This is a genomic window from Aeromonas sp. 2692-1 (genome assembly GCF_013085505.1).
Taxonomy (GTDB): domain Bacteria; phylum Pseudomonadota; class Gammaproteobacteria; order Enterobacterales; family Aeromonadaceae; genus Aeromonas; species Aeromonas hydrophila.
In genome coordinates this window covers 2,416,929-2,440,262 of sequence record NZ_CP038513.1, presented here as the reverse complement: position 1 = coordinate 2,440,262, position 23,334 = coordinate 2,416,929, and the positions used below count along the sequence as shown (strand labels likewise).

Sequence of the window (23,334 nt, the reverse complement as noted above, 5' to 3'; positions counted from 1 at the left end):
TTAAAATCCCAGGCTAGACAGCAGATCGTCCACATCATCCTGACCATTGACCACATCGGAACGAGTCTCAGGGTTCATGATGGGGCCTTCAGCTTCAATCCCGCTTACAGGAAGGCTGCGAGAAGAATGCTCAGCAGATGCCTCACCAAACATAGTCAGCATTTCTATTAATTTAGTTTCAACTTCCTGAACTAACTTGATGACCTTGCGGATCATCTGGCCGGTCAAATCCTGAAAATCTTGCGCCATCAGGATTTCTGTCAGCAGTTGCCGTAATTTATCGGCATCAGATTCAGAAGCCTTAATGAAATCATCCAGTTGGTGACACAAAGACTTGAACTGACCAACACTCATCTCTCTGCTCATCAGGGCATTCCAGTTGGGCAGAACAAGCTGAATATTGTCATTTAGTCGATCGGCAATCGGTAAACTGGCTTCCACGGCATCCATGGTGCGATTGGCAGCTTTGTCCGTCATGTCGATGACATAACTGAGTCGCTCCCGCGCATCGGGGATTTCGTGAGTGGCCAGATCGGGGATCCGGGGATCTAGCCGAAAATCTTGTAGGGAATCATGCAGTTGTCGGGTCAACTGACCCACTTTGTCAAACAGGGCCGCCGCATTGGGAGCACACGCATCGGCGATGAGAGTGTCGGCCTGTTCAAATTCACCTTGCTCAAGATGGGCAACAAGCATCCTTGCCTGATCGAGCGAAATCATTGCACTCGTTTTGGCCTTCATCCCTGCTGCTCCTTAGCCGATTCGTTCAAAGATTTTGTCGAGTTTCTCTTTGAGCGTTGCAGCAGTGAAAGGCTTGACGATATAGCCATTGACGCCGGCCTGGGCAGCTTCAATGATCTGCTCGCGTTTCGCTTCGGCAGTCACCATCAGCACCGGCAGGTGTTTGAGTTTGTCATCGACGCGAATAGCCTTGAGCAGGTCGATACCTTGCATGCCCGGCATGTTCCAGTCGGTCACGACAAATTGAAAATCACCATTTTTCAACATTGGCAAGGCCGTGTTGCCATCGTCTGCTTCGTGGGTGTTGTTGAATCCCAAGTCACGCAGCAAGTTCTTGATAATCCGGCGCATCGTTGAAAAATCGTCAACAATGAGGATTTTCATGTTCTTGTCCAAAATTCCCTCCTAAATAGCCGCCAGAGCGGCTCACTTACATGATGCAGATCGCAGGTTTTGTTTTGCGGATTATGCCTTAGAGTTTTGTTTCAGTGTAGCCAGTACAAACACTTATACATGCCAATCTCTTAAACGCGCGCGTAATCTGTGCATCGCCTGACTGTGTATCTGGCTCACGCGAGACTCGCTGACGTTCAATACCTCGCCTATTTCACGCAAGTTCAGTTCTTCATCGTAGTAAAGGGAGAGCACCAGCGCTTCCCGCTCCGGCAGGCGGCCGATGTGTTCGGCCAACGCCCCTTGAAAACGCTCGGCGGCCAGTTCATCAAACCCGTTGCTGCCCGGCTCGTCATCGGGATGACCGATGACATCCTCGCTGACGCCAAGATCTTCGATGCCGATGATCTTGCCGCAGGAGACATCCTGCAGCATGGCGTGATACTCAACAAGGCTGACTCCCATCTGGGCGGCTACCTCGCTATCACGGGCATCACGGCCATGGGCTTGTTCAACATTTTCGATGGCTTCGGCGATGGTGCGGCTGTTGCGGTGCACCGAACGCGGCACCCAGTCACCCCGCCGGATCTCGTCGAGCATGGAACCGCGGATGCGGATCCCGGCGTAGGTTTCAAAGCTCGCCCCCTTGCTGCCGTCAAAATTGCGGGAGGCTTCGAGCAATCCAATCATACCTGCCTGGATCAGGTCATCCAGCAAAACACTGCTTGGCAGGCGAGCCAACAAATGCTGGGCGATCCGTTTCACCAGCGGAGCATGACGCTCGACCAGCACATAGGAATCCTGATGACGCAAGTACGCTTGGGCTTTATTCACGGGAACCTTCCTGTGCTATGACCGGCTTTTGCAGCAAATTTTCCAGGAAAAATTCGAGATGACCGCCGGGTTGGTTAGGAATGGGCCAGCTTGCCGCCTTGTTGGCCAGCGCTCTGAACGCCAGCGCGGCCGGGGACTTGGGGAAGGCTTCGACAATCAGCTTCTGCTTGCGCACGGCGGCTCGCAGATTGGTGTCGTAGGGGACGCAGGCAACCAGCTCCAGCGAGGTATCCAGGAAACGGTCGGTGACCCGGGTCAGCTTGGCATAGAGTTCCTGCCCTTCACGCAAGGAGCGAACCATGTTGGCCACCACCTTGAAGCGGAAGACGCCGTGCTCCTTGGAGAGGATCTTGATGAGGGCGTAGGCATCCGTGATGGAGGTCGGTTCATCGCACACCACCACCATGATGTCCTGGGCCGCGCGGGTGAAGCTCAGCACCATGTCGGAGATACCGGCCGCCGTATCCACCAGCAGGATGTCGACCTGGGTCTTCATCTCGCTGAAAGCGCGGATAAGCTCGGCGTGTTGCACCGGCGAGAGCTCGACCATGGACTGGGTGCCCGAGGTGGCCGGCACTATCATCATGCCGTACGGACCCTCGACTATGATGTCGTCGATCGTGCACTCGCCGGCCAGCACGTGGGACAGGTTGCGATGCACCCGCAGCCCCAGCATGACGTCCACGTTGGCCAGGCCAAGGTCGGCGTCCAGTACCATCACCCGTTTGCCCTGGGCGGCCATGGCTCCCGCCACGTTCAGGGTCACGTTGGTCTTGCCGACGCCACCCTTGCCACCAGACACGGCGATCACTTTTACTCGATTGTTTTGACGCATTTTGCGCAGACCACTCGCCTGATCCATATACATGTTACTCATAAAACTCCGAATCTTCGGCCTCGCCAAAGCCTGTGCCCCAGAAATAGGGTTCTTCTGTTTCCCGCTCCAGCGAGCCCATGGCAGCTCCGACGAGCTGTGCCGCATTGGCGACCTGAATATCTTCCGGAACCCTTTGCCCATCAGTGATATAGCTGATGGGCAATGCATTCTGGATACACACGTTAATCACTTCGCCCAGATTCAGACTCTCATCCAATTTGGTAAGTATGCAGCCGCTCAATGGAATACGCCGGAAATGGTCCACCGCTTCCTGCATCACCCGACGCTGGGAGGTGGCCGACATCACCAGGTAGCTGCGGATGCGCACCTTGGCATTCTTGACCAGGGTATCGAGCTGCTCGGTCAGCCGAATATCCCGCTGCCCCACCCCGGCGGTATCGATGAGCACCAGCCGACGGTGACGGAACTGATAGAGCGCATTGGCCAACTCCTCGGCATCCCGCACCTGCCGCACCGGGCAGCCCATGATGCGACCATAGGTCTGCAACTGCTCATGGGCACCGATCCGGTAGTTGTCGGTGGTGATGAGCGCCACCTGCTCGGCGCCATACTTCATGGCAAACCGCGCCGCCAGCTTGGCAATGGTGGTGGTCTTGCCCACCCCGGTCGGCCCGAGCAGTGCAACCGCCCCGCCCTGCCGCAGAATTTCGTCTTCGCTGATCTTGAGCTGGGCCGTCAACACCTCGGCCAACTGGGCCATGGCCTGATGGATCGACATATCCTCGGGGATAAGGCCAGCCAGCTGATCGGCAAAGGCATCGTCAAACCCTATCTTCTTGAGCTCCTTGATGAGCAGGGCACGCATCGGCTCGCGACGCTCCACCTCCTGCCACATCAGGCCGGAGATCTGATGCTCCAGCAGCTTGCGGATGCTGGCCATCTCCTTGCGCATCCCCTCCATCTCCTGATCCCGCTGGGGGGATTGGGGAGCACGGCCGGGCGCGGCGGCTCTCGCCTTCGGTTTGGCGGGCTCGGGAGCCGCTCCCCATTGCCCCTGCTCGGCCAGAGTACGGGGCGCGCCGCTGGCAGCGGCCGACGGGGCGCCGCTCTGGCCCCCCTGACTGTTCTGGGCCGGGTTCAACTTCTGCTGGCGGGCCAGCAGGGCGGCCAGGGTGTCGGCATAATGTTCGTTCTGCTCCTGGGCCAGACTCGGTGCAGGGCGGGTCATCTGCCGTCCGGCAGACGAGATATTGACGCTCTCATCGTTCAACTGACGGCGAACCGGCGCATCTTTGGGTCCCGGAACCTGGGATTGATAATCGACAGCGGCGACTATCTCCACCCCACCGGTGACCTTCTTGTTGGACATGATGACGGCATCAGGCCCGAGAGTCTCCTTGACCTCGGCCAGAGCCGTTCGCATGTCCTTGGCAAAAAACCGCTTAATCTTCACCCGTCATCTCCGCTAACTAGTTCTGCCCTACCGCACTGACGATGCGGATTTGCTTGTCATCAGGCACTTCCTGATAAGACAGAACGCGCAATCCAGGAATGGCATTCTTGACAAATTTCGCCAGGGTATTGCGCAGTATCCCTGATGTCAGAAGCACGGCCGGTTGGCCTTCCAGTTCTTGTCGTTGAGTGGCTTCCACCAGCGAGCGTTGCATCCGCTCCGCCAGACCCGGCTCGATGCCGGCGCCATCACCACCCCCTGCCTGCAGGGATTGATGCAATATACGTTCCAATTCCGGTGCCAAGGTGATCACCGGCAGTTCGGGATCCGGGCCGGCAATCTCCTGCACGATCAGCCGGCGCAAGGCGATACGGCAGGCCGCCGTCAGCACTTCCGGATCCTGGCTGCGCGGGGCATATTCCACCAGGGTCTGCAGGATAGTGCGCATATCGCGGATTGGCACGCCTTCATTGAGCAAATTCTGCAATACCTTCACCAGGTTACCCATGCTGATGACCTCAGGAACCAGCCCTTCCACCAGCTTGTTCTGGTGCTTCCCAATCATGTCGAGCAACTGTTGTACTTCGTCATGGCCCAGCAACAGGGCGGCATGGTTGGAGAGGATCTGGCTCAGGTGAGTAGCCACAACGGTCGCGGTATCCACCACTGTGTAGCCAAGGGTCTGCGCCTGGGAGACCTGCTCCTTGGCAACCCACACCGCCTCCAGTCCGAAAGCGGGATCCCGGGTCGCAACCCCCTGGATCTGGCCGAACACCTGGCCCGGATTGATGGCCATTTCCTTATCATGGTAAACATTGGCCTCGCCGGTACTGACTCCCATCAAGGTGATGCGATATTGGTTCGGGGCCAGATCCAGGTTGTCGCGGATATGCACCGCAGGCACCAGAAAACCCAGCTCCTGGGAGAGCTTCTTGCGCACCCCCTTGATCCGGTTGAGCAGCTCGCCGCCCTGGTTGCGATCCACCAATGGGATAAGTTGATAACCCACCTCCAAGCCGATGATGTCCACCGGCATCACGTCGTCCCAGCTCAAGTCTTTCTGCTCGTGGGTCTGCTCCGTGCTCGCCGGCATCAGCTCGCCCTTGGCCGCCTTGGCCGCCAGCTGTTTCTCGCGGCGCAGCAGCCACCAGGCACCGGCGGCGGCGATGGCCCCCAGACTGAGGAACGCCAGATGGGGCATACCGGGCACGCTGCCCATCATCAGCAGGATACCGGCCGAAATGATCAGGGCTTTGGGATTGTCGAACAACTGGCCCAGCACCGCGGTGCCCATGTCCTGATCCGTGTTCTGGCGGGTCACTATGATGGCGGCGGCGATGGAGAGCAGCAGCGACGGGATCTGGGCCACCAGACCGTCACCGATGGCGAGCAGGGTATAGATCTGGGCCGCTTCGCCGAAGGTGAGCTGGTGCTGCACCATGCCGATGATGAAGCCGCCCAGGATGTTGATGAACAGGATCATGATGCCTGCCACCGCATCCCCTTTCACGAATTTCGAGGCACCGTCCATGGAGCCGTAGAAGTCGGCTTCCTGAGTCACGTCCTGGCGGCGCTTCTTGGCCTCTTCCTGATTGATGAGGCCGGCGTTCAAGTCCGCATCGATGGCCATCTGTTTGCCGGGCATGGCATCCAGGGTGAAGCGGGCGCTAACTTCTGAGATCCGGCCCGCACCCTTGGTGACCACCACGAAGTTGATGATCATCAGGATCATGAAGACGATGATGCCGACCGTGTAGTTGCCGCCGATCACCACGTTGCCGAAGGCTTCGATCACGTGGCCGGCCGCCGCACTGCCGTTGTGCCCTTCCAGCAACACCACCCGGGTAGAGGCGACGTTGAGCGCCAGCCGCAGCAGAGTCGCTATCAGCAGCACGGTCGGGAAGGCGGCAAATTCGAGCGGACGGCGGGTGTAGACGGCTACCAGCAGCACCACAATGGAGAGCGCGATGTTGAAGGAAAACAGGATATCCAGCATCAGCGGCGGAATGGGCAGCACCACCATGCCAAGAGAGGCCAGCACCAGCAGCGGCGTCCCCAGGCCCTTGGTCAACAGCCACTTGTACTCTTTGATTCGGCCCAATGATGCCTGGAGTTTCATCGTTTTTCTCAATCTCAAACCGCTGATGCCAGATTAAAGCAAACATCAAGCCAATAATACAAGATATTGAAATACAATGATTTTATTTTGACTGTGTCAGAAGTTTGTCATTTGCGGAATTCGGTTGGAATGGGTAGATCCTTGGCCAGCGGATTGGGACGGCGACCACGGCCACGACGGAACTTCTTGAGCTGATAGACATAGGCCAGCACCTGTGCCACGGCGGCAAACAGCCCTTCCGGGATCTCGTGACCAATCTCGGTGGCGTGGTAGATGGCGCGGGTCAACGCCGGGGACGGCATCACCGGGATCTCGTACTCCCTGGCTATCTCTCTGATCTTCATCGCGATTTCATCGGTGCCCTTGGCCACTACCTTGGGCGCGCTGCCCGGCTTGGCGGTATCGTACTTGAGCGCCACCGAGTAGTGGGTTGGGTTGGTGATGACCACGTCCGCCTTGGGTACATCCCCCATCATGCGGCGCATCGCCATCTCCATCTGCAAACGTCGGATCCGCCCCTTCACCTCGGGTTTGCCTTCGCTGTCCTTGAACTCGTCCTTGACCTCCTGCTTGGTCATCTTGAGCTGGCGCATGTGGTTCCACTGCTGGAACGGCACGTCGATGGCCACGATGGGAATGAGGGCGCAGCAGAGGATGATCAGCATCCACAGCAGCAGATCCAGCGCGTCTATGATGCCGCCCGGGTAGCCCTCGAGGGAGAGATTGAGCAGGTGGTTGAACTGGCTGGAGAGCATCCACCAGGCGAACAGGGAGATGAACACCACCTTGGCGATGGACTTGACCAGCTCGACCAGGGATTGCACCCCGAACATCCGCTTGATGCCGTTGAGCGGGCTCAGCTTGCTCCACTTGGGCAGCATGGCCTCGGAGGAGAAGTTCATCCCCCCCATCAGGATGTTGCCGACGAAGGCGGCGATGGCCACCAGCATGAACAGCAGACCGAGTGGGTGCAGCAGCTCGCGCAGCAGGGCCGGCAGCATGGTCATCATGGCATTGGGGTCGAACGCCTGCTCCCGATCCAGAGTAAAGCCCATGGTGAGCACCTTGACCATGGCGCCGGCCAGGCTCTCCTTGACCATCAGCAGGCCAAACACGGCCGCCAGCAGGACGCTGGCGGTACCCAGCTCCTTGGATCGTGCAATCTGCCCTTTTTCCCGGGCTTGTTGCAGTCGTTTGCCCGTGGGTTGTTCGGTACGTTCCTGATCGGTATCAGCCATGCTGACCCCCGCACAGGTCGAGGCAATCCGGCATCAAACCCGCCGGAGCGCCGTTGTTCAGTCGCACCATGCCAACAGGGCAGGTCCAGGCAATCAATCTCGGGCAATGGAGCCCCCAGCCTGCCGCCGGCATCTTACTGCCCCCCCAGGCACTGGGTGCCGATGAGGGTGCAACTGGTCTCCTGCACCCGCTCCCACATGCTGTCGAAATGGCCGAGGAAGCCACCTATGGTGAGCCAGAGGATCAGCAGGCCCGACATCATGCTGACCGCAAAGCCGATACTGAAGATGTTGAGCTGGGGGGCGGCGCGGGTCATGACGCCAAAGGCAAAGTTGATGAGCAGCAGGGCGACGATGGCGGAGAGTGCCATCACCAGCGAGGCCTGATACATGACCCCGAGAAAACCGATCAGATCGCGAATGGAAGGCAGGCTGAGGCCGCTGTCCGACACCGGCAGGGTATCAAAGCTCAGCACCACCATGCGCAGCATGATGAGGTGGCCGTCCACCGCCAGAAACACCAGGGTCGCCAGCATCAGGTAGAACTGGCCCACCACCGGTGCCGACTGGCCGTTCATGGGGTCCACCAGAGTAGCGAAACCAAGACTGGTCTGCATGGCGATGATCTGGCCGGCCATCACGAAGCTCTCCATCAGGAACTGGGTCATGAGACCGAGCGCGACCCCGATGAGCAACTGCTGGCCCAGCACCAGAAAACTGCCGACCGAGAACAGCTCTATCTTGGGCATGGGGGGAAGCAAAGGGGCAATCATCAGGGTCAGCGCCAGCGCCAGGCTGATGCGCACACGGGCCGGTGTCAGCCGGCTGCCAAACACCGCCATCACCATCAGCAGCCCGCTCACCCGCGCCAACGGCCAGACGATGGAAGACAACCACTCCATGATGAGAGCGGTTGTGTAGGTCATCCGGGCACCTTGCGGGCCATCGAGGCCGGCAACGAGCACAGAAGGCCGCCCTGCTCGAGCTGGCCCATCATCCCACCACCTCCGGAATTTGGCTCACCATCAGCAGGAAGAAGTCCATCAGACTCTGCAAGCCCCAGTGCGCCCCCGCCCCCAGTGCAAACAGGGTGACGATGAGACGGGGCAAAAAGCTCAAGGTCTGTTCGTTGATGGAGGTGGCCGCCTGGAAGATGGCCACCAGCAAGCCGACGCAGAGGCTCGGCAGGATCACGGCACACACCATGATGGTGACCAGCCAGAGCGCCTCGCGAAACACGTCGATAAAGGTTTCAGGACTCATGCCGTTCGCTCCTTGCGTTGCTCGCCCTTAGCCACCGGCGCCCAGCCCGAAGCTGTTGGCCAGGGATCCCAGGATCAGGTTCCAGCCATCCACCATGACGAACAACATCAGCTTGAATGGCAGGGAGACCAGCATCGGCGACAACATCATCATCCCCATCGCCATCAGGATACTGGCCACCACCAGGTCTATCACCAGGAACGGCAGAAACAGCATGAAGCCTATCTGGAACGCGGTCTTGAGTTCGCTGGTGACAAACGCCGGGATCAGCACCCGCAGCGGCACGTCGGCGGGCTTGTCCACCTGCACGTTCGCTATCTCCATGAAGGTGTTGAGATCCTTGATCCGGGTCTGGGCCAGCATGAACTGGTGGATGGGCAGCTCGGCCTTCTCCAGCGCCTCCTTGGCCTGGATGGTCTCGGCCAGATAGGGTTGCAGCGCCTCGTTGTTGATGCGATCCAGCACCGGCGACATGATGAAGAACGACATGAACAGGGCAATGCCGATCAACACCTGGTTGGAGGGGCTCTGCTGCAGGCCGATGGCCTGGCGCAGAATGCCGAGCACTATGATGATGCGAGTAAAGGAGGTCATCATGATGACGATGGCCGGCAGGAAGGAGAGCGCCGTCATCAGCGCCAGCACCTGCAGGGTCAGGCTGTATTCCTGGCTGCCATCCGCCATGGTCTTGATGGTGACTGCCGACATGCCGTCCTGGGCCAGCGCCAGCGGCGAGCAGAGGATCAGGAGGGATAACAGGCCGACCAGCAGCCCACCGTGCGGCCGTGAGCCGTTAGCTTTTTTCATGCTTGCCCATCAATTTGCCAAGCTGCTGGGAAAACGCCTGGGGCTGGCTCTCGTCCAGCGGCTCTTCCAGGCGATAGAGAAAGTTGACCTGCTGCGGCGTCACCCCGAGCAACAGTTGCTGTTCGCCCACCTTGACCACCAGCAGCTTCTCCTTGTAGCCCACCGGCAGGCTGGCGATGACCCGCATCTGGCCGCCCCCCATGGCGGTGGCAATCTTGCTCTTCTTGAGCAGGAAACCGAGCACCAGGATGAGGCCTATCACCATCAGGCTGGAGAGCAGCCAGGAGGTGAGGCTGGGCGGATTGGCGCCCGCACCGGGTTCAGCCAGTGCGGGGAGGGAGAGAAGCCACAGCGGGAAGAGACGGATCATTTTAGTTTCTTGATCCTTTCGATCTGACTGATGACGTCAGTCAGCCTGATACCGAACTTGTCGTTCACCACCACTACCTCGCCGTGGGCGATCAGGGTACCGTTCACCAGTACGTCCAGCGGCTCGCCCGCCACCCGATCCAGCTCCACCACCGAGCCTTGGTTGAGCTGCAGCAGGTTGCGGATGCTGATCTGGCTGCGGCCCACTTCCATGGCGATGGTCACCGGAATATCCAGAATGGTATCCAGCTTGCGCCGCTCCTCGGCACTGATGGGGGCATCATCCTTGAGCTCTTCGAGGGGAGCGGGCTTGGCTTCGGCAGTCACCTGCTCTTCCAGCGCGGCTGCCCAGGCGTCCGCCATCAGATCCTCTTCATCAGTTCCGCTCATCTTGAATTCCTTATGCTGCTTTCTTGACGGCCTGCCAGTGCAGATCGCCGTTTATCGTTGTTGATCTTCGATGCTGCGCTCGAGCTCTTCCAGCTCGGCCTCGCCATCAATGCGTACACCGCCCCGGGTCACCAGATGCATCTCGGTCTTGACCCCTTCCGGGCGCTTGAGTTTGTCGGTGATCTTGAGCGCCACATTGTCCTTGGTCCGCCCCATCTTGGCATGGAAGGTGGGCAAGTCCTCCACGAACACCAGCAGGTTCTCCGGCATCTCCACCGGGATGATGTCGCCGGGTTGCAGCTCCATCAGCTCGCGCAGGGTGAGCTCGGTCTCCAGCAACTTGGCCCGCAGCTCCACCTTGACGTCCATGATCTCGTCGCGCAGTGCCTTGCTCCAGCGCACGTCGGTGTCACCCTTGTCGCTCTGCACGCCGGCGTCCAGCAGCTCGCGGATGGGCTCCAGCATGGAGTAGGGCATGGCCACGTGAAAGTCACCGCCACCGCCATCCAGCTCGATGTGGAACGAGCTGACCACGATCACCTCGGTGGGGCTGACGATGTTGGCCATGGCCGGGTTCACCTCGGAGTCGAGGTACTCGAAGCCCACGTCCATCACCGGTGCCCAGGCGTCCTTGTAATCCTCGAACACCAGCTTGAGCAGCATCTGGATAATGCGCCGCTCGGTGGGGGTGAACTCACGCCCCTCGATCTTGGCGTGGTAGCGGCCATCGCCACCGAAGAAGTTCTCCACCAGGATGAAAACCAGCCGTGCCTCCATGGTGATGAGCGCGGTCCCCTTGAGCGGGCGGAAGCGCACCATGTTCAGGCTGGTCGGCACGAACAGGGTGTGCACGTACTCGCCGAACTTGAGCATCTGCACGCCGTTGATGGAGACCTCGGCGGTGCGGCGCATCATGTTGAACAGGCTGATCCGCATGTGACGGGCGAAACGCTCGTTCACCAGCTCCAGGGTCGGCATGCGACCACGGACGATGCGGTCCTGGGAGGAGAAGTCGAACTGGGCGACGCCGGGATCCCCCGCCGCGCCTATCTCTTCCTCTTCGACATCATCGACCCCGTGCAAGAGGGCATCAATTTCGTCCTGACTTAACAGATCGCTCACGCTTCACCCTTATTGCATGACAAAGCCGGTAAACAGCACTTGTTCGATAACGGGGGAAGAGACCAGGTCATTGAGCACCCGACGGCACTCTTCCAGTGAATCCTTGCGCAGCTTCTCCTTGCCCTCGAAGGTCATCAGCTGCTCGCTGGTGGCCGCACTGAAGACCCGCAGCAGGGTGCCTTCGATGAGGGGGATATTCTGCTTGGCCAGTGTCTCGTCAGCGGTACCGCGCACCATCAGCTGGATCTTGATCTGCACCAGCCGGTCGCGCTGACCACCGGAGACGTTGAACACGAAGGGGCGCGGCATGCCCACGTAGAGCGAAGGCTGGGCCGCCGCCTCTTTGGGCTTGGCATCCTTGCCCTCCCCCGCGGCCTCGGCCGCCGGTTTGTCGCCGCCGGACAGCATGAACCAGGCGCCGGCCCCGCCGCCACCCAGCACAATCACGGCCAGGGCGATAATCATGATCAGCTTCTTTTTCTTGCCTGCCGCCGGGTCTTTCAGCGTCAGTTCGTTATCGTCTGCCATCCCTTGTCCACCCTAGTCTCAAACTTGTTCGATATCATAAACTTACTCGGGCTGGCATCAAGCATAGAAATCAATTCCGCTGTCGTTTGTCGATTCCGTCGACAAACGCATGCCGGCGCCCGTGACCTCTGCCTCAGTTTGGCCTGTTTCGGCAAAAGATCCGCTGCCTTTTTGGCCTTGCTGGCCCTGACCGGCAAATGCCGACTGGCCCTGTGACTGCTGCTGCGGCTGTTGTTGCACCAGGGTCTGGCCCAGCTGGATGCCCTGTCCGGCCAGCATATCACGCAGCCGGGGCATGGCCTGCTCCAGCATCTCCCGGGTCTGGCCGTGCTGCACCACGAAATGGACGTTGGCCTGGCTGTCTGCCCCCATCTGTATCTGGATCTTCATCTTGCCAAGGCCGAGGGGATCGAGCTGGATCTCCGCCTGCTGCAGCTTGTCCGCCAGCATCAGGTTGACCTTCTGATGCAACTGGGCCGGCGCCTCCGGATCGGCCAGCTTGAGATGGGGCAGGTTGGCGGGCTCGCGCCGCGCGGCTGCTTCGGTAGCCGCCGGCCGGTTGTCATGACCCACTGCCTGGGGCTGGCTGTTCTGCTGGACCTGCTGACTGCGGCTGCTCTCCGGGGTGGTAGTCGTCTCGCTGCTCTCCTGGGCGCCGCCGCGAGCCAACTCTGCCACCTTCTGCTTCACGTCGACTTTCACCTCGCTGCGGGCCCTGGGGGCGTCGCTGCGCTCGGTGGCTTCCATCTGCTTGAGCCCGGCTGACAGGCTGGCCAGGGACGCTTGTGGGCCCTGCGGCTCGCTGCTGGCCAGCACCTGTTGCGGCGCCACCAGCACGGGTTCGCTGGCGGGGGCAGTGGCCGGCGCCGGTGCGCCGCTGCTGGCGGCAGGAGCAGGCTGACCCTCGGCCTTGGCGGCCACCGGCTTGGACTGCCCATCCCCCTCGGCGGCGGTCTGCGTCGGCGCCTTGTCAGCAGCGGCGCTGCTCGAGCCACCATCGGTGCGGGTCATCCCCTCTTCAAACGCTCTGGCGGCGCCGGGCTGAGTGGCCACGGCCTGATGGGTGGCCTGCAGCGGAGCGGTTTTTACCGGCTCTTCCTTGCCCGCCATGGGCGGCACCACAGGCTTGGCCCCCTTGTCGGCACCCTCCAGCTGGTTCTTGGTGTCATTCTCACCCTGTTCGCTTAACGCGGCGGCGGGCACCTTGCTCAACAAGGCCGCCCGCTCGGCGGTGGAGAACTCGTTTTTGCTCCCCTTGGTCTCTTTGCCATTGTTATCGGCCTGTTGGTCGGCATTGGCGCCGCCGGCACTGCTCTCCTTGCCGCTTCCCTCTTTCCCGGTTTCCCGCAACTGAGCCGCCAGGGCGGCGTCATCCGTCGTGACGGCATCTGGCTGCGCGGCTTTCGCATCAACCGGCACACTGGTGTCTCCCGTGAGCAAGCTGGCAGCCTGACGGGCCAGCGCGGCGGCACTGGTCATCGCCCCCTGTTTATCGCTGCTGCCGGCGAGCGGCTGGGTGAGGGTGGCCGCTGCCTCGGCCGACTCGGCGTCCGCGTCTTTGTGCGGCAACATCTTGCCGTCCGTCTCGACGACGGGCGCCGTGGCGACCAGATTGATGGCAGCCGGGGCGACCAGGGAGGTGTCCTGTTTGAGGGCATCCTGCAGACGCTGCAAGAAATCGTTGGGTGCGAGAGCGGGGTCGAGCTCGCTTCCCTTCTGTGGTTTATCGTCGGCGCCAGCGGCCTCTTCGGCCTCATTCGCCAAAGATTTGGCAGCCTCGCCTTTGGCGGTCGGCACCGGCTTGTTGCTCTCCAATGCACCAGCACTCCCCTGCTCGGCGCCGGGCAGCGCCGGAGCCTTGCCATCAGCCTTGGCAACCTTGCCATCGGTTTTGACATTGGCCTTGTCAGCCTGCTGCACCCGGTTCATCACCTCGGAAAAGCCGACCTTGCCGTCGCTCTGCAGTACCCCTTCACCGCCATCCTGGCTCGCAGTCAGCACAGCGCTCTTGTCGGCAGCGACAGCGGTCGGTGCGGCGGGAGAATTGGTTAACAGTGTCTGCATCATGGTGAAGATTCCTGGCGACATTCGGCTTCGGGTTTATCCTCAGCTCCCCAGGGGAAGTGAGGCGCACACGGGATGGCAAGAAGAAAGCAAGTTACAGGCCAGAATGGTGGAAACGGCGCAGCATGGCGTACTCGTCCAGCATCTTCTGCTCCTGGCGCTGGGCTTTCTGCTGCTCGCGGCCCGCCTGCTTGGCCAGCAGCAACTCCACCGCCTTGCGCCGCTGCTGGGCGGCCAGCCACTCCTCGCGGCGCAATTCCAGTGCCTGGCGTACCTGCAGCACTCCTTCGTACTGCTGGGTGGCCGCCTGCTCGAGCTTGTTGATGAAGGCGTGATACTGGCTGTTCTGCTGGGCACCTATGCCCTGCAGGCCGCGGTCGGTCCACTGCTGGTGGTAGATCTGGCGGTACTGGTTGAGCGCGTCCTGCTGCTCCATGAAGATCTTCAAGTCCTGCTGGGCCTTGGCCAGCGCCAGCGCCGCCTGCTGTTCGGCCTCCACCAGCCGCTCCGACAACATTACCAAGCCTTTACTCATGGGCACGCCTCCCTCTTATCTTCTCGTCAACGCATCAGCGGCATGGCCACCAGCTGCAGGGCCTGCAGGCCCGCATCGTAGTGAATGACCTCGCGCATGCCTTGCTGCAAGAACTGATCCAGATAGGGTTTCTGGATGATGGCGCGGTCGATGCGGGGGTCGGAACCCTGGCTGTAGGCACCGATGGTGATGAGATCGCGGTTCTGCTGGTAGAGGGAGTAAAACTGCTTGAGGGTGCGCGCCAGCTCCATGTGTTCCGGCGAGGTCACCATGGGCATCACCCGGCTGATGGACTTTTCGATGTCGATGGCCGGGTAATGGCCCGCATCGGCCAGCTCGCGCGACAGCACGATGTGGCCGTCGAGGATGGCCCGCGCCGCATCGGCGATGGGATCCTGCAGATCGTCCCCTTCCGTCAGCACGGTGAAGAATGCCGTGATCGAGCCTTGGCCGTCGCTGCCGTTGCCGGCCCGCTCCACCAGTGCCGGCAATTTGGCGAACACCGAGGGCGGATAGCCCTTGGTGGCCGGCGGCTCGCCCACTGCCAGGGCGATTTCGCGCTGGGCCTGGGCGTAACGGGTGAGCGAGTCCATCAGCAGCAATACGTTGAGCCCCTGATCGCGGAAATACTCGGCGATGGCCAGCGCCGTCTCACACCCCTTGAGCCGCATCAGCGGCGAGGCATCGGCCGGCGCCGCCACCACCACGGAGCGGGCACGCCCCTCCTCCCCCAGGATCTCCTCGATGAACTCCTTCACCTCGCGGCCCCGTTCGCCGATAAGCCCCACCACCACCACGTCGGCCACCGAGCCACGGGTCATCATGCCGAGCAGCACGGATTTGCCGACGCCGGAGCCGGCGAACAGCCCCATCCGCTGGCCCTGCCCCACCGTCAGCACGGCGTTGATGGCGCGCACCCCCACGTCCATCGGCTGATGGATCGGGCGGCGGGAGAGCGGGTTGATGCGGTGCTGGGCAAACTGCACCGTCTGGGAAGAGAGGATGGGGCCAAGCCCGTCCAGCGGCTGGCCGATGCCGTCGATGACCCGCCCCAGCAGGTTCATGCCGACCGGGATGCCATGCTCCTCGGTGATGGGCACCACCCGGGCACCGGGAATGACACCCTTGAGCTGCTCGCTCGGCATCAGAAACAGCCGATCGCCGGAGAAACCGACCACTTCGGCCTCCAGCGAGCCATCCTGGGTGTCGATGCGACAGAGCGCTCCGATGGCGGCGCGGCAGCCAATGGCTTCGAGGGTCAGCCCCACCACCCGGGTCAGCTTGCCGGCCACCGGCGGTTTGGGGGCGATATCACGTACCCGATACCCTTGCAACCGATTGAGTAACGAGCCGCTCATCCGGCCTCCTGAGATATGACATTGAATGGGTAGAAAAAGCAGACGGGCCACACCCTGGCAGCCCGCACGCCCTTAGCCGCGGGCATCCTGCGATGCATTGTCGCGCAGGAAGTTGCGCAGCAGCTGATCGATGCGCCCCGCGAGGGCCAGATCGATGCTGGAGAGTTCGGTGGCCAGTTGCAGATCGCCGGGGGAGAGAGTGGGATCGCTTTGCAGCCGCCAGTGGCGCTTGACGCACTCCTCGGCGCCGAACGCCTGCTCGACCCGGGCCAGATCGTCCGGGTGCAGCATCAGGGTGACCCCCAGTTCGGCGGCCGGCAACAGCGCCAGCCCCTGCTTGAGCGCTTCGAGCAACAGCCAGGGCGAGGTTTCGGCCTCGTGACGGATGAGGGCGCGGGCCAGCTGCATCACCAGGGCAATGAGCTGTTGCTCTACCGCGCCGTCCAGCTCCTTGAGCGGGTTGGCGAGGCGATCAATCAGCCCCTGCCAGTGGCTCATCTGCTGATCCACCAACTCGCGACCGAGGGCCAGCCCCTCCTCCTTGCCCTGCTCCAGCCCGGCGGCATGGCCCTGCTGCAGGCCTTCCAGCTTGCCCTCTTCGAGCCCCTTGGCGTAACCGGCTTCACGCCCCTCGGCCATCCCCTCTTCCCAGGCGGCCTGGCGGATCGCTTCGAGCTCCTCGGCAGTGATACTGGGGGCTGGCTCCTCCACCGGCTCTTCGACCGGGACCTCTTCTTCCTGCCGATACCAGTCCGGCGTCAGCCCGAGGGCGTTGGTCTCGACTTCGGCCTCGACCTCCATCTCGGGCCAGCCCCAGGTCTGGACCTGGCTCTCATCCCCATCGGGTCTGACATAACCGCGCAGCTTGTTGTTGTTCATCTGCCTGCCGCACTCCTCGCCATCCCACTGCCCGGTCTGCTATTCACGCCGACGTGACCGCTCATCAGAGGAACTCCTCGCCGCCACCGGCACCCAGCATGATCTCGCCGGCATCCGCCAGACGGCGGGCGATGGAGAGGATCTCTTTCTGGGCCGCTTCCACTTCGGAGACCCGGATCGGCCCCATGGCCTCCAGATCGTCCGCCAGCATCTCGGCGGCCCGCTTGGACATGTTCTTGAATACCTTCTCGCGCATCTGATCGTCGGAGCCCTTGAGCGCCCGTTGCAGCAGATCGCCAGGCACTTCCCGCAGCATGGTCTGGATGCCGCGATCGTCCACGTCGATGAGGTTTTCGAACACGAACATCAAATCCTGGATCTGCTGACTCATCTCCTCGTCCGACTCGCGGATGGAGTCCATCAGCTGGCCTTCGATGTTGGTATCGAGGTAGTTCATGATGTTGGCTGCCGCCTTCAGGCCGCCCATCTTGGCTGCCTGGGCACCCGCCGCACCGGCGAACTGTTTCTCCATGATGTCGTTGAGCTCTTGCAGCGCCGCCGGTTGCACCTCTTCCAGGTTGGCGATACGCATCACCAGATCGAGGCGCACCTGTTCCGGGAACTGGCTCAGGATCTCGGCCGACTGTTCCGGCTCCAGATAGGAGAGAACGATGGTCTGGATCTGCGGGTGTTCGTTCTGGATGATGCTGGCCACCTGGCGGGCATCCATCCACTTGAGCGAGTCGAGGCCGCGGGCACCTGACCCCAGGATGATCTGGTCCACCAGGTTGCTGGCCTTGTCTTCGCCAAGGGCCGCCACCAGCGCCTTGCGCACGAAATCTTCGCTGCCGATACCGATGTTGGTGTACTTCTGGATGTCGTCGATGAATTGACGGTGCACCGCCGCCACCCGGTCGTGACTGAAATCCGACATGGAGGCCATCGACATGCCGAGCCGCTGCACCTGCTTGGGCTCGAGATGGCGGAAGATCTGGGCGGCATCCTCTTCGTTGAGGCTCAGCATCAATACCGCCGCCATCTCCATCCCGCTCATCTGATCCAGGATCTGGCGCTGACTGTCGGTGATGTCATTGCCGGTGACCTGTGTCTTGTTTTCGTCAGCCATCTTTGTTCGCTACCCATTCTTTAATGACCTGTGCGGCCAGATCCGGTTCGTTCGCCACCAGCGCACGTACCGCCTTGAGCAAGTCCTCGTCACGGTGCAGATCCGGCAGTTTCAGATGGCCGTCACGTACCCCGAACACCGGCTCGGATTCAGCCTGAGCCGCCAGCAGACTGAGCTCGTCATCCCCACCCAAGACGGTGTGGTTGTCGAAGTCCAGTTCCCCTTCCGGCTTGGCATCCGGATAGAGCAGGCGCTTGAGCATGGGCCGCACCACGGTGACGATCAACACTATGATGACCAGCACGGAAGCGGCGATGCGCACCGCACGCCAGAACCAGGGCTGCTCGTAGAGCGGCGCTTCGGCCACGCTTTCGAGCTCGGGCCGGTTGAACGGGATGGCGACCACCTCCAGAGTATCACCACGGGTCACATCAAAGCCAAGGCCACCGCTCAGCAGACGGCGCAGGGTATCGAGTTCGGGCTGGGTACGGGGCTCGCGGGTCACCTTGCCATCGGCAGCGGTAGACGCCTTGTAATCCACCGCCACCGAGACGGTCATGCGGCGAATGCCACCCATCTGGCGCCGGATATGGCTGACGGTGGTATCCAGTTCGAAGTTGCGGGTCGCCTCCTTGCGGGAACGGCCGGAAGAGGACGCAGTTGTTTCGGCATTGGGGCCGGTCGCCTGCTGCGGAATGTTGGAGGCGGCAGGCGGCTGGTTGGAGAGGGCGCCGGGCACGCCACCGTTGCTGCCGTTGGCGCTGTTCTCTTCCATGGTCATTTCGGAGCGCACCGCCGGCAAGTCCGGGTTGTAGGTCTTGCGGGTCTGCTCCTGCTGGGAGAAGTCGAGGGAGAGATCGACCTCTGCCGTATAATTGTCGGCGCCGAGCACCGGGATCAGGATGGCGTCAATTTTTTGTTTGTATTCCAGCTCCTGCTTCTGCTGCATCGCAAACTCCTTGCGAGTCTGGGCAGAGACGGGATCCTGGGAGCCCGAGTTGAGCAGGCGGCCGTTCTGGTCGGTCACGGTGACACGGGTCGGCTCCAGACCGTGCACTGCGGAGGCGACCATGTCGACGATGGAGTCCACTTCCCCCTGGCCGAGGGCATTGCCCTTGAGGCTCAGCACCACAGTCGCGCTGGGTTTGCGTTCGTTGCGGGCAAACACGTTGTCTTTCGGGATGGCCAGCAGCACCTGGGCCTTGGCCACGTTCTGGAACTGCTCGATGGCGCTGGCCAGCTGGCGCTCGCGACTCAGCTTGAGACGCTCGCTCTCCATCCGCTGGCTGACGCCGAAGCTGGAGTCCTTGAGCAGGATGTCTTCCCCGTCACTGGTGGTGTCGGTGGCGTTGGCCAGGCCGGCACGGGTCAGCGCCAGCCGGATGCTGGAGTAGTTCTCGGCACTGACCAGCACACTCTTGCCATCCACCTGATAGGGGATCTTCTGCTGATCGAGGTAGTCGAGGGTCTTGACCAGCTCCTGGGTGGTATAGGTGCCAAGGGGCCGCATGTCCGGCTCCTTGCCCCACAGCAGGATGAAAACGGCGATCGCCAGACAGATGGCCAACCCCAGGATCAGGGTGATCTGACGCAGCACATCCGTGTTGGACAGAAAGCCGAGTGCTGAACTCTTCTGCTCATTCTCATCGAGGGCAGCACCGCCCTCATCGTTCATCAGCAGTTCGCCGTTTTGGTCATTAGCCACGATTTATGTCCTTATTGCTGACATGTTCATGATGTTCAGTTGCCATGGTGAGCGCGCTTATACCGGCATGTTCATGATGGTCTTGTAGGCATCGACCATCTTGTTGCGTACCTGCACCGTCGCCTCGAAGGCGATGGAGGATTTCTGCCCGGCGATCATCACCTCGGACAAGTCGACCGAGTTGTCGCCCATGTCGAAACGGGTACGCAGATCGTTGGCGGCACCCTGCAACTCGTTGACGTTGCCAAGGGCCTGTTGCAGCAACTGGCCAAAGTCGGACGTGACCTGGCGGCCGGGCTGGGTCAGCGGCGTGGCGCCGGCTTCGACCTTGAGTGCCTGCATCTCTTGCATCAGGCTGCTTGCACTAATTTCCATATTCCATCCCCAGACAAATCATTGACGCTGTCAGGGTGTAAGCAATTAGGGTGCCAACCAGAGCAACTTACCGAGAAATGGAGAAGGTCTGTTTAACCGAAATGGCAAACCACCCCGCCATAGGGTGGCATGCCCGCCGCAAGTGACGGCTGGATATCAGGAAATGGAGACTGGCCACTTACGCCAGTAGCAACCTCAGGTAACTGAGGTGAAGATCATAGTGTTCACCGGCAGGCAGTTTGACCAGTACCTCATCATACAGGTAGGACGCCTTGGCGCTCGCCTGCTCAGGCACGACCAGCCCCACGTCCACCAGCTTGGCGATGATGGCGATCGAGAGGGCCATGGTTGCCGCCTGTGGTCGGCCCCAGTCAAACCCACCATCATGCTCGAACAGATCGGGCCTGGGCTCGAGGGGAACAACCAGATCTCCCCAAACCCAGAAGGCCATGGGGCTCCCTTCCTGCAGGCGCAGATAGATACTCTGTCTGTCCCACTCCCGGCTCTGTGCCTGTGCGGCGACTGCGGGTTCCTGTGCTTGATCCATACCACTCTCCTGGTGCAACGACATATTCATCCTTTCGCCCATGAAAAAAGAGGGCCCGAGGCCCTCTTTTTACTGCAAGTCGCATTATTTAAACAGACAGTATTTCAACATGATAGAAGAAAAAATACTTGCCATTGTTGCAAAGGATTTTTACTTGGTCAGATCCTCGTCCACCCAGTATTTGGATCCCGAGATATTGGCATCGAGCAGCAAGCCTTTCTCGCCGATCTGGTAGATGGCCATGCCGCCATTGTACTTGGCGCTGAGTTCGGCGCTCTCCTTGCCCGCCACGGCCCCCATCTCGGAGGTGGCCTCCCAGCCTTGGCTCACGAAGGCATCGAACCTGGCCTTGTCTTCAAACAGGATCACCTGCTGGTAGAACTTGCCGCCGAGCCCGGCCGCGAGCCCAGCACCGAACATCTTCATGTAGGTGTGCTTACCGCTGGTACGGTTGACCGCCACCCCGGCCCCCTGGTTGGTGTGCAGCATCAGGGAGAACTTGCGCGAGTCAAACACCGCATAGCCATAAGCCTTGTCAAACAACAGCTTGGCCGAGGGCTGCTGGTTGAACAGCCGCACCAGAGCGGTGTCAGCCATGGTATCGAGGGCAAGCCGCGCCTCGTCGGCCGTCTTGGGTTCGAGCATCTCGTCGAGCTTCTTGTCGGCCACCGTCAGCCACTCCTTGCCGGTCGCCACGCTCTTGTCGGTCCAGACGCCGGCGGTGTTGAACGCCTCCGAGCCCCACTGGGAAACCGATGCCCAGGTCGCCTTGGAGAAGTCGGTGACGCTCTGCCACGCCTCCTTGCTGGTGTCGCTCACCGCGCTGCCGAGCTCGCTCGCGGCCGCCTTCACCTTGGCCCAGTCAGCCAGGCTGGGAGCCGACGCCAGCGCCATGGTCGTTGCTATCACCAGGAATCGAATCTTCATGCTGTACTCCACCCTTTGTGATGAGTTGATGGTCACAGTAGCAGATCTGGCCAGAGCCGGATAAGCCCAAAGGCATGAGGCGGGTCAATCAGTGACGCTCGTCATGATGGGATCCATCCCATTGACGGCCTCGATGGGGCAAAGCCCGCCGCCGCTCTCACGCTATCTCGCGTAGAGCCGCAACAGGGCAGAGCGGGAGTGCGAAAGTAATGACACGGCCCGCCGCCTAGCTTGCTGCGGGCTCTCGGTATTGCTGATGGATGGCGCGAAACGCCTCCTTGTTGCACAGCGCCGCCGCGACGCAGGCGGGGTCGAACTGGTTGCCGGCGTGGGTTTCGAGGTAGGCAAAAGCAGCTTCAAACGTCCAGGCCTGCTTGTAGGGTCGCGCGCTGGTGAGCGCATCGAACACGTCGGCTACCGCGACGATGCGTGCCTCCAGCGGGATCGCCTCCCCCGCCAATCCTTCCGGATAACCCTGCCCGTCGAAGCGCTCGTGGTGGTAGGCGATGATGTTCTTGAGCATGTCGGTGTGATGAATGCCGTCGAGGCCAAACTCGCTGATCATCAGGGCGATCATCTCCCGCCCCTTGAGCGGGTGGATCTTCATCACCCCGTACTCCTCTGGCGTCAGTTTGCCGGGTTTGAGCAAGATGGCGTCGGGCACCGCAATCTTGCCGATGTCGTGCAGCTCGGAGAAGAGATAGATGAACTCCACCTCCTCGTCGCTCAAGGGATAACGGGTGGCCACGGCGCGGGCGATGAGCCGTGAATAGGCCGACATCCGGTGCAGGTGATTGGCGGTCTCTTCATCCCGGTAGCGGCTGAACTCCCGCGCCGTGGTGAGCGCGCCGCTCAGGGTCTGAATCGAGAAAAATTCCACCGCTATGATGGCCGCCAGGATCTGGGCGTATGCCGCCAGTTCGCCGCGGATGGCGGGGTCGAAGTAGCCAGGTTCCCTGGCATCGCAAAACAGAAAACCGAACAGCTTGCTGTTGAAAAACAGCGGCTCGGTGTAGCTGGACTCATAACCGGCCGCCAGCAGCTTGCGGCTGTGCTCGGAGGGGGAGCCCAGCAGCGAGTCCAGCGTGTCGAGCACGCGGGGCTGTTTATGCTCGGCCAGATAGCGCAGAGAGGGGACGTCGCTCAGCTTGACCTCGTACTGCACCAGCGGGGAACTTCCCTCGGTGCTGTGGGCAAAGGTTTTGAGCCTGTCCGTGTGCTGGTCATAAATCGCGATGGCCACCCGGCTCAACTTGTCAAACCGCTGCCTGAGCGTGGCGTGCACGTTCTGCATTCTCTCGCCAAATGAGCTGTACATCCCGTCCTTCCTTCCAGTCTGCCTGCAGGGAGTATAGTGACACCCGTCTTCCCGCTCTCGCAAAATTGAGTTGAAACTCAACAGCCAGCGAACTGACGGAGCAAGGGGGCCGCCATCGCCCCGTATCGGCTCAAAACGGGCCGGCCTTGGCACAATCCTGCCTCACCGCAGATATTGTTCGATTCCGCCGTGCCGGCTGTATAGTTTTTGGTTAGCCATTCCGGTAAAATCCGCGCCCTAAAACTAGAGCCACCTAAGAGTGATTGAGCGATGTCCAACACAAAACAGGCCCCCAAAGTAGGATTCGTCTCCTTGGGTTGACCTAAGATCGCAAGACCAATCCACATCTAATACAGTCAGGCTTGTGCTAGCGGTATCCCATCACTTAGCGCCGGTTATAATCCA

24 protein-coding genes are annotated in these 23,334 nt (G+C 61.0%); all 24 read right to left on the bottom strand.

Translation table 11 applies throughout. The annotated features are described in order from the left end of the window. Positions 1-741: a protein phosphatase CheZ gene (locus tag E5E97_RS11735; protein WP_011705289.1), complete on the bottom strand. Its 741-nt coding sequence runs from the start codon at positions 739-741 to the stop codon at positions 1-3. A gap of 12 nt (positions 742-753) precedes the next feature. After that, positions 754-1,137, bottom strand: coding sequence for a chemotaxis response regulator CheY (gene cheY, locus E5E97_RS11730; RefSeq protein ID WP_010634617.1), 384 nt, complete (start codon positions 1,135-1,137; stop codon positions 754-756). A gap of 111 nt (positions 1,138-1,248) precedes the next feature. Beyond that, complete coding sequence (locus E5E97_RS11725; RefSeq protein WP_118881636.1) at positions 1,249-1,968, bottom strand: RNA polymerase sigma factor FliA; 720 nt, start codon at positions 1,966-1,968, stop codon at positions 1,249-1,251. Next, positions 1,961-2,836, bottom strand: coding sequence for a MinD/ParA family protein (locus E5E97_RS11720; RefSeq protein WP_010634619.1), 876 nt, complete (start codon positions 2,834-2,836; stop codon positions 1,961-1,963). Before E5E97_RS11720 ends, E5E97_RS11725 begins: the two co-directional genes overlap by 8 nt. A gap of 1 nt (position 2,837) precedes the next feature. Then, complete coding sequence (gene flhF / locus E5E97_RS11715; RefSeq protein WP_171280285.1) at positions 2,838-4,259, bottom strand: flagellar biosynthesis protein FlhF; 1,422 nt, start codon at positions 4,257-4,259, stop codon at positions 2,838-2,840. Between the two features lie 16 nt (positions 4,260-4,275). Next, positions 4,276-6,378: a flagellar biosynthesis protein FlhA gene (gene flhA, locus E5E97_RS11710; protein ID WP_024943902.1), complete on the bottom strand. Its 2,103-nt coding sequence runs from the start codon at positions 6,376-6,378 to the stop codon at positions 4,276-4,278. A 107-nt stretch (positions 6,379-6,485) separates the two neighbouring features. After that, the gene (gene flhB, locus E5E97_RS11705; RefSeq protein WP_011705284.1) at positions 6,486-7,616 is read right to left on the bottom strand and encodes a flagellar biosynthesis protein FlhB; all 1,131 of its coding nucleotides are present in this window, start codon (positions 7,614-7,616) and stop codon (positions 6,486-6,488) included. 134 nt (positions 7,617-7,750) lie between these two features. Then, positions 7,751-8,542, bottom strand: a complete 792-nt coding sequence (gene fliR / locus E5E97_RS11700; protein ID WP_011705283.1) for a flagellar biosynthetic protein FliR — start codon at positions 8,540-8,542, stop codon at positions 7,751-7,753. Positions 8,543-8,609: 67 nt separating this feature from the next. Continuing rightward, positions 8,610-8,879 (bottom strand): flagellar biosynthesis protein FliQ, encoded by a 270-nt coding sequence (gene fliQ, locus E5E97_RS11695; protein ID WP_011705282.1) that lies wholly within the window; start codon positions 8,877-8,879, stop codon positions 8,610-8,612. Between the two features lie 27 nt (positions 8,880-8,906). Continuing rightward, a complete protein-coding gene (gene fliP, locus E5E97_RS11690) occupies positions 8,907-9,686 on the bottom strand; it encodes a flagellar type III secretion system pore protein FliP (protein WP_011705281.1) in 780 nt (259 codons plus the stop codon). After that, the gene (gene fliO, locus E5E97_RS11685; RefSeq protein ID WP_005298795.1) at positions 9,673-10,056 is read right to left on the bottom strand and encodes a flagellar biosynthetic protein FliO; all 384 of its coding nucleotides are present in this window, start codon (positions 10,054-10,056) and stop codon (positions 9,673-9,675) included. Before fliO ends, fliP begins: the two co-directional genes overlap by 14 nt. Then, complete coding sequence (gene fliN, locus E5E97_RS11680) at positions 10,053-10,445, bottom strand: flagellar motor switch protein FliN (RefSeq protein WP_011705280.1); 393 nt, start codon at positions 10,443-10,445, stop codon at positions 10,053-10,055. The genes fliO and fliN overlap by 4 nt, the downstream gene beginning before the upstream one ends. Before the next feature lie 51 nt (positions 10,446-10,496). Next, positions 10,497-11,567 carry a flagellar motor switch protein FliM gene (fliM, locus tag E5E97_RS11675; protein WP_011705279.1) on the bottom strand — a complete coding sequence of 357 codons (1,071 nt, stop codon included), beginning with the start codon at positions 11,565-11,567 and terminating at the stop codon, positions 10,497-10,499. Between the two features lie 9 nt (positions 11,568-11,576). Further along, on the bottom strand, positions 11,577-12,095 hold the full coding sequence (fliL, locus tag E5E97_RS11670) for a flagellar basal body-associated protein FliL (RefSeq protein ID WP_118881638.1): 519 nt from the start codon (positions 12,093-12,095) through the stop codon (positions 11,577-11,579). A gap of 57 nt (positions 12,096-12,152) precedes the next feature. Continuing rightward, positions 12,153-14,162, bottom strand: a complete 2,010-nt coding sequence (locus E5E97_RS11665) for a flagellar hook-length control protein FliK (RefSeq protein ID WP_171280284.1) — start codon at positions 14,160-14,162, stop codon at positions 12,153-12,155. Between the two features lie 91 nt (positions 14,163-14,253). Next, positions 14,254-14,694 carry a flagellar export protein FliJ gene (gene fliJ / locus E5E97_RS11660; RefSeq protein ID WP_011705276.1) on the bottom strand — a complete coding sequence of 147 codons (441 nt, stop codon included), beginning with the start codon at positions 14,692-14,694 and terminating at the stop codon, positions 14,254-14,256. A gap of 26 nt (positions 14,695-14,720) precedes the next feature. Beyond that, positions 14,721-16,052 carry a flagellar protein export ATPase FliI gene (gene fliI / locus E5E97_RS11655; RefSeq protein WP_011705275.1) on the bottom strand — a complete coding sequence of 444 codons (1,332 nt, stop codon included), beginning with the start codon at positions 16,050-16,052 and terminating at the stop codon, positions 14,721-14,723. Between the two features lie 72 nt (positions 16,053-16,124). Then, positions 16,125-16,931, bottom strand: coding sequence for a flagellar assembly protein FliH (gene fliH, locus E5E97_RS11650; protein WP_171280283.1), 807 nt, complete (start codon positions 16,929-16,931; stop codon positions 16,125-16,127). Between the two features lie 64 nt (positions 16,932-16,995). Then, on the bottom strand, positions 16,996-18,057 hold the full coding sequence (fliG, locus tag E5E97_RS11645) for a flagellar motor switch protein FliG (protein WP_011705273.1): 1,062 nt from the start codon (positions 18,055-18,057) through the stop codon (positions 16,996-16,998). After that, the gene (gene fliF / locus E5E97_RS11640) at positions 18,050-19,762 is read right to left on the bottom strand and encodes a flagellar basal-body MS-ring/collar protein FliF (RefSeq protein ID WP_162901999.1); all 1,713 of its coding nucleotides are present in this window, start codon (positions 19,760-19,762) and stop codon (positions 18,050-18,052) included. Before fliF ends, fliG begins: the two co-directional genes overlap by 8 nt. A 57-nt stretch (positions 19,763-19,819) precedes the next feature. Continuing rightward, positions 19,820-20,137, bottom strand: coding sequence for a flagellar hook-basal body complex protein FliE (gene fliE / locus E5E97_RS11635; RefSeq protein WP_029301485.1), 318 nt, complete (start codon positions 20,135-20,137; stop codon positions 19,820-19,822). Between the two features lie 178 nt (positions 20,138-20,315). After that, positions 20,316-20,684, bottom strand: a complete 369-nt coding sequence (locus tag E5E97_RS11630) for a hypothetical protein (protein WP_118882303.1) — start codon at positions 20,682-20,684, stop codon at positions 20,316-20,318. Between the two features lie 150 nt (positions 20,685-20,834). Next, complete coding sequence (locus tag E5E97_RS11625; RefSeq protein WP_171280282.1) at positions 20,835-21,611, bottom strand: hypothetical protein; 777 nt, start codon at positions 21,609-21,611, stop codon at positions 20,835-20,837. Between the two features lie 226 nt (positions 21,612-21,837). Beyond that, complete coding sequence (locus E5E97_RS11620) at positions 21,838-22,929, bottom strand: HD domain-containing phosphohydrolase (RefSeq protein ID WP_171280281.1); 1,092 nt, start codon at positions 22,927-22,929, stop codon at positions 21,838-21,840. Positions 22,930-23,334: the final 405 nt, after the last annotated feature.

What these genes read in the sequence shown, in the direction of transcription:
- fliN (WP_011705280.1), bottom strand. Translation starts at nt 10,445, where the DNA reads ATGAGCGGAACTGATGAAGAGGATCTGATGGCGGACGCCTGGGCAGCC.
- E5E97_RS11625 (WP_171280282.1), bottom strand. Translation starts at nt 21,611, where the DNA reads ATGAAGATTCGATTCCTGGTGATAGCAACGACCATGGCGCTGGCGTCG.
- fliO (WP_005298795.1), bottom strand. Translation starts at nt 10,056, where the DNA reads ATGATCCGTCTCTTCCCGCTGTGGCTTCTCTCCCTCCCCGCACTGGCT.
- fliE (WP_029301485.1), bottom strand. Translation starts at nt 20,137, where the DNA reads ATGGAAATTAGTGCAAGCAGCCTGATGCAAGAGATGCAGGCACTCAAG.
- fliQ (WP_011705282.1), bottom strand. Translation starts at nt 8,879, where the DNA reads ATGAGTCCTGAAACCTTTATCGACGTGTTTCGCGAGGCGCTCTGGCTG.
- fliJ (WP_011705276.1), bottom strand. Translation starts at nt 14,694, where the DNA reads ATGAGTAAAGGCTTGGTAATGTTGTCGGAGCGGCTGGTGGAGGCCGAA.
- fliG (WP_011705273.1), bottom strand. Translation starts at nt 18,057, where the DNA reads ATGGCTGACGAAAACAAGACACAGGTCACCGGCAATGACATCACCGAC.
- fliI (WP_011705275.1), bottom strand. Translation starts at nt 16,052, where the DNA reads ATGAGCGGCTCGTTACTCAATCGGTTGCAAGGGTATCGGGTACGTGAT.
- E5E97_RS11620 (WP_171280281.1), bottom strand. Translation starts at nt 22,929, where the DNA reads ATGTACAGCTCATTTGGCGAGAGAATGCAGAACGTGCACGCCACGCTC.
- fliH (WP_171280283.1), bottom strand. Translation starts at nt 16,931, where the DNA reads ATGAACAACAACAAGCTGCGCGGTTATGTCAGACCCGATGGGGATGAG.
- E5E97_RS11720 (WP_010634619.1), bottom strand. Translation starts at nt 2,836, where the DNA reads ATGTATATGGATCAGGCGAGTGGTCTGCGCAAAATGCGTCAAAACAAT.
- E5E97_RS11665 (WP_171280284.1), bottom strand. Translation starts at nt 14,162, where the DNA reads ATGATGCAGACACTGTTAACCAATTCTCCCGCCGCACCGACCGCTGTC.
- E5E97_RS11630 (WP_118882303.1), bottom strand. Translation starts at nt 20,684, where the DNA reads ATGGATCAAGCACAGGAACCCGCAGTCGCCGCACAGGCACAGAGCCGG.
- flhA (WP_024943902.1), bottom strand. Translation starts at nt 6,378, where the DNA reads ATGAAACTCCAGGCATCATTGGGCCGAATCAAAGAGTACAAGTGGCTG.
- fliL (WP_118881638.1), bottom strand. Translation starts at nt 12,095, where the DNA reads ATGGCAGACGATAACGAACTGACGCTGAAAGACCCGGCGGCAGGCAAG.
- flhB (WP_011705284.1), bottom strand. Translation starts at nt 7,616, where the DNA reads ATGGCTGATACCGATCAGGAACGTACCGAACAACCCACGGGCAAACGA.
- E5E97_RS11735 (WP_011705289.1), bottom strand. Translation starts at nt 741, where the DNA reads ATGAAGGCCAAAACGAGTGCAATGATTTCGCTCGATCAGGCAAGGATG.
- fliP (WP_011705281.1), bottom strand. Translation starts at nt 9,686, where the DNA reads ATGAAAAAAGCTAACGGCTCACGGCCGCACGGTGGGCTGCTGGTCGGC.
- fliR (WP_011705283.1), bottom strand. Translation starts at nt 8,542, where the DNA reads ATGACCTACACAACCGCTCTCATCATGGAGTGGTTGTCTTCCATCGTC.